General features: G+C 72.5%; 2 protein-coding genes. Both read left to right on the top strand.

Annotation, left to right across the window (positions count from 1 at the left end):
- Positions 1-259: 259 nt before the first annotated feature.
- Entirely contained in the window at positions 260-1,210 is a 951-nt protein-coding gene (gene metF / locus ABTZ17_RS36695) for a methylenetetrahydrofolate reductase [NAD(P)H] (RefSeq protein ID WP_352200161.1), read from the top strand.
- 133 nt (positions 1,211-1,343) lie between these two features.
- Positions 1,344-2,101 (top strand): adenosylhomocysteinase (locus ABTZ17_RS36690; RefSeq protein ID WP_352200160.1); only part of this gene is annotated, 758 nt, incomplete at its 3' end.

Raw genomic sequence — 2,101 nt, 5'->3', positions numbered from 1 at the left:
ACCTGCTCCGGCCGGAACGGATCGGGGTCCACCTCTCCGAGGAGTTCCAGCTCCACCCCGAGCAGTCCACCGACGCCATCGTCATCCACCACCCCCAAGCGACGTACTTCAACGCGCGCTGAGGTCCGCGGGCGGCCCCGCCCCGTCGCTCGGGGTCGCCGCTCGGAGCCGCCCCTTCCCACGGCCCTCGCCGCCCGCCCTCCCTCCGTCCGTCCCCCTCGCTCCGTCCTCCTCCCTCCCTCCTCCGGAAGGAAACCGCATGTCAGGCACACCGTCTCCCGTAGAACGCGGGCGCCCCGCCCTGCTGCCCGCGGACGGTGAGCGCTCGTACTCCTTCGAGTTCTTCCCCGCGAAGGACGAGGCGGGAGAGCGGCGCCTGTGGGAGACGATCCGCCGGGTCGAGGCCGTGGCCCCCACCTTCGTCTCCGTCACCTACGGGGCGGGCGGCTCCTCCCGGAGCCGCACGATCGCCACCACGCACCGCATCGCCACCCAGACCACCCTGCGGCCCGTCGCCCACCTCACCGCGGTCGGCCACTCCGTCGCCGAACTGCGCCGCATCATGGGCCAGTACGCGGACGCCGGGATCCACGACGTGCTCGCCCTGCGCGGGGACCCGCCCGGCGACCCGAACGGGCCCTGGGTCCGTCACCCCGAGGGGCTCGGGTACGCGCACGAGCTGGTCTCCCTGGTGAAGGAGGTCGGCCGGTTCGGCGTCGGCGTGGCCGCCTTCCCCGAGAAGCACCCGCGCTCGCCCGACTGGGAGAGCGACATCCGGCACTTCGTCACCAAGTGCCGGGCGGGCGCCGACTACGCCGTCACCCAGATGTTCTTCCGCGCCGAGGACTACCTCCGGCTGCGGGACCGGGTCGCGGCCGCCGGCTGCGACATCCCGATCATCCCCGAGATCATGCCCGCCACCGACGTACGGCAGATCCGCCGCTTCGCCGCCCTCAGCAACGCCACCTTCCCCGAGCTGCTGGCCCAGCGCCTGGAGGCCGCCCGCGAGGACCGGGTCGAGGGCCACAAGATCGGCGTCGACCACGCCACCGCCCTGGCCGAACGGCTCCTCGCCGAAGGAGCCCCCGGCCTGCACTACATCACCCTCAACCGCTCCACGGCCGCCCTGGAGATCCACCAGAACCTCGGCCTGACCCGGGCCAGGCTCTCCGCCGCGGCCCGCGCCCGCACGGAGGAGGCGGTGGCCTGACCCCGGCCCGCGCGCCCCGGCAGCCGGCCGGGGCCCGGACCGGGTCCGGCCTCGACCACACCGTCCGCTCCCGTGCTCGTGCCCGTACCGCACGTCCGTCCGTCCCTGCCCCCTCGCACCGGAGGAATCCCGTATGACCAGCACCAAGGCGGCCGACTTCAAGGTCGCCGATCTCTCCCTCGCCGACTTCGGGCGGAAGGAGATCACGCTCGCCGAGCACGAGATGCCCGGTCTGATGTCGATCCGCCGGGAGTACGCGGCCACGCAGCCGCTGGCGGGGGCCCGGATCACCGGCTCCCTGCACATGACCGTGCAGACCGCCGTCCTGATCGAGACCCTCGTGGCCCTCGGCGCGCAGGTGCGCTGGGCCTCCTGCAACATCTTCTCCACCCAGGACCACGCGGCCGCGGCCATCGCGGTGGGCCCGAACGGGACCCCCGAGGCCCCGCAGGGCGTGCCGGTCTTCGCCTGGAAGGGCGAGACCCTCGACGAGTACTGGTGGTGCACCGAGCAGGCCCTCACCTGGCCGGGGGAGCTGGGCCCCAACCTCATCCTGGACGACGGCGGTGACGCCACCCTCCTCGTCCACATGGGCGTCGAGTTCGAGAAGGCGGGCGAGGTCCCCGACCCCTCCACCGCGGAGAACGAGGAGTTCGCGCTGATCCTCTCCCTCCTCGGCCGGACCCTGAAGGCCAACCCGTCCAAGTGGACCGACACGGCCGGCGGCATCAAGGGCGTCACCGAGGAGACCACCACCGGCGTCCACCGCCTGTACGAGCTCGCGGAGAACGGCCGGCTGCTCTTCCCCGCGATCAACGTGAACGACGCGGTGACGAAGTCGAAGTTCGACAACAAGTACGGCTGCCGGCACTCGCTGATCGACGGGATCAA

Source organism: Streptomyces sp. NPDC097619 (assembly GCF_040302735.1).
Taxonomy (GTDB): domain Bacteria; phylum Actinomycetota; class Actinomycetes; order Streptomycetales; family Streptomycetaceae; genus Streptomyces.
The sequence above is the reverse complement of the archived record's forward strand: the minus strand, read 5'-3'. Positions and strand labels throughout refer to the sequence as shown.

What these genes read in the sequence shown, in the direction of transcription:
- metF (WP_352200161.1), top strand. Translation starts at nt 260, where the DNA reads ATGTCAGGCACACCGTCTCCCGTAGAACGCGGGCGCCCCGCCCTGCTG.